This window comes from Kitasatospora sp. NPDC092286, assembly GCF_044755565.1.
Lineage (GTDB): Bacteria > Actinomycetota > Actinomycetes > Streptomycetales > Streptomycetaceae > Kitasatospora.
In genome coordinates this window covers 1-3,055 of record NZ_JBIVRD010000109.1, presented here as the reverse complement: position 1 = coordinate 3,055, position 3,055 = coordinate 1, and the positions used below count along the sequence as shown (strand labels likewise).

Annotated in this window: 1 protein-coding gene; it reads left to right on the top strand. The window is 70.3% G+C overall.

Annotation, left to right across the window (positions count from 1 at the left end; all coding sequences use genetic code 11):
- Nucleotides 1-4: 4 nt before the first annotated feature.
- Nucleotides 5-3,055 (top strand): amino acid adenylation domain-containing protein (locus tag ACIQIB_RS39345; protein ID WP_400764270.1); only part of this gene is annotated, 3,051 nt, incomplete at its 3' end.

Genomic DNA, 3,055 nt, shown 5'->3' with positions numbered 1-3,055 from the left:
GGACCTGAGCCGCACGGTGGGCTGGTTCACCAGCCTTTTCCCGGTGCGTCTGGACCTTGAGGGTCTGGACGTCGGGGAAGCCCTCGCGGGTGGTGTCGCGTTGGGTGAGGCGGTGAAGCGGGTGAAGGAGCACCTGAGGTCGCTGCCCGACCACGGTCTGGGCTACGGGCTGCTGCGCTATCTGAACCCGCAGACCGCCGCGCGCCTCGGAGAGTTGGAGGAGAAGGCTGGCGTGGAGATCGTCTTCAACTACCTCGGCCGGTTCGCGGGCAATGACGGGACGGACCCGTGGTCCCCGGCGCCGGAGTCGGCGGACCCCGGTCCCGATGCCGGGGCTCCGATGGGGCACGCGCTGACGATCAACGCGATGACCGAGGACCGTGCCGACGGTCCCCACCTGGTGGTCAGCGTGTCCTGGCCCGGCGCGCTGTTCGCGGAGGCGGAGGTCCGGGAGCTGCTGGACGGCTGGTCGACGGCTCTGCGCGCGTTGGTTGCGCACGTGGAGCAGCCGGGTTCGGGTGGTCACACGCCGTCGGACTTTCCGCTGGTCGCGCTCACCTCCGCGGACATCGCCGAACTGAAGTCGGCAGAGGTCGAGTTGGAGGATGTCTGGCCGTTGTCGCCGGTGCAGGAGGGCATGGTCTTCCACGCCCGATACGACGACGATGCGGTGGACGTCTACACGAGCCAGCTGCGTCTGGAGCTGTCGGGCGCGCTGTCGGTGCCTTCTCTGCGTCGGGCCTGCCAGGCGCTGCTGGACCGGCATGCGAGCCTGCGGGCCGGGTTCCGCGTGCTGTCCTCGGGCGCGACCGTGCAGGCGGTTGCCACGCGGGTGGATGCACCGTGGCGTGAGGAGGACCTACGCGGTCTGGATCCCGTGGCACGGGAGGAGTGGCTGGCCCGGCTCCTGGACGAGGAACGCGGCCGCTTCGACCTGACCCGACCGCCCCTGCTCCGCTTCGCCCTGGCCCGACTGGACGATGACCAGTGGCTGTTCGTGGTGACCAACCACCACATCATCCTCGACGGCTGGTCGATGCCGCTGGTGATGCAGGATCTGTTCGCCGCCTACGCGGCCGACGGGAGCACCCTGGGCCTTCCGCAGATCACGCCGTACCGGGACTACGTGACCTGGCTGGCCGGCCAGGACCGCGAGGAGGCCGAGCAGGCGTGGTCCCGCGCCCTGGACGGGCTGGAGGAGCCGACGCACCTGGTCGCGGACTCCGGGACCAGGGCGCGGACGATGCCCGAGCGTCTGGAGGTCAAGCTCCCCGACGCCTCCGCTCTGGAGTCGTGGGCGCGTGGTCGCGGTGTCACGCTGAACACGGTGGTGCAGGCGGCCTGGGCGATCGTGCTGGGGCGGTTGACCGGGCGCGATGACGTGGTCTTCGGTGCGACGGTCTCGGGCCGTCCGCCGGAGGTGGCCGGGGTCGAGTCGATGGTCGGCCTGTTCATCAACACGGTTCCGGTGCGGGTGCGGCTGGATGCGGCGTCCTCGCTGGAGGAGCTGCTGGCCGAGGTGCAGTCCCAGCAGGTGGAGCTGATGGCTCACCAGCATCTGGGTCTCGCCGACATCCAGCGCCTCGCGGGTGTGGGTGAACTCTTCGACACGCTCACGGTGTTCGAGAACTACCCGATCGACCCCGATGCCCTGACCATCGCCGGCGGCGTGCGGGCCACCGGCTTCAACGGCACGGACGCCACCCATTATCCGCTCAGCATCGCCATCATGAAGGACGGCGACACGCTCGCTCTGCACATGGGGTACGACCCCGGGGTCTTCGGGCCGCAGGACATCGAGGAGATCGGCGCGCGGATCCAGCGGGTGCTGGTGACCCTGCTCGCCGAGCCGTCCCTGCCGCTGGGCCGCATTGACGTCCTGTCCACGGACGAACGTCAGCGGGTGCTGGAGGAGTGCAGCGGCACGACGCTGCCGATCCCCGCGGCGACGTTCCCCGAGCTCTTCGAGGCGCAGTCCGCCCGCACGCCGGGCAACACGGCGGTGGTCTTCGGCGACACCCAGCTCACCTATGCGGAGCTGAACGGGCGGGCGGAGCGACTTGCCGACGAGCTGGTCATCCGTGGCGCCGGCCCGGAGCACGTGGTCGCGGTGGCGCTGCCGCGTGGCCTGGACATGGTGGTCGCGGTGCTCGCGGTGCTGAAGTCCGGTGCCGCCTACCTGCCGGTCGACATCGCCTACCCGGCGGACCGCATCGCGTACATGATGGACGACGCCGCACCCGTCCTGGTGGTGACCGAGACCGGGATCGAGCTGCCGGGCCAGGTGGACCGTCTGGAGATCGACGGCCTCGACCTGACCGGTGGTGGGCCCGCCGGAGCGGTTGCGCGCGCACTGCCGCGCCCCGCCAATGCCGCCTACGTCATCTACACCTCGGGGTCGACGGGTCGTCCCAAGGGCGTGGTGATCTCGCACCGGAACATGGCGGACCTGGCCGCGTGGGCCCTCGACGACTTCGGTGCGGCGCGGCTGCAGCACGTCCTGGCGTCGACCTCGCTGAACTTCGACGTCTCGGTCTTCGACACCCTGATGCCGCTGCTGACCGGTGGTCGGATCGAGATCGTCCGTGACCTCCTGGCCGTGGCCGAGTGCGACGAGTGGAGCGGGACGCTGATCAGCGGGGTGCCCTCCGCCCTGGGCGCGCTCCTCGCCCACGACGGGGTGAGCCTGACCGCCGACAACGTGGTCCTGGCCGGCGAGGCGCTTCCTCCTGCCCTGGTCCGTGAGATCCGCGCGCGGATTCCCGGAGCCAGGCTGGCCAACATCTACGGCCCGACCGAGGCCACGGTGTACTCCACGGCCTGGTACGACGACGGAGACGGCACCGGCACGGCACCCATCGGAAAGCCGCTGCCCAACTCCCATGCCTTTGTACTGGATTCGGCGCTGCGTTCGGTGCCGGTGGGTGTGGCGGGTGAGTTGTACCTGGCTGGTGCGGGGTTGGCGCGCGGCTATGTCGGGCGTCCCGGGCTGACGTCGGAGCGTTTCGTGGCGTGCCCGTTCGGTGGTGCGGGTGAGCGGATGTACCGCACGGGT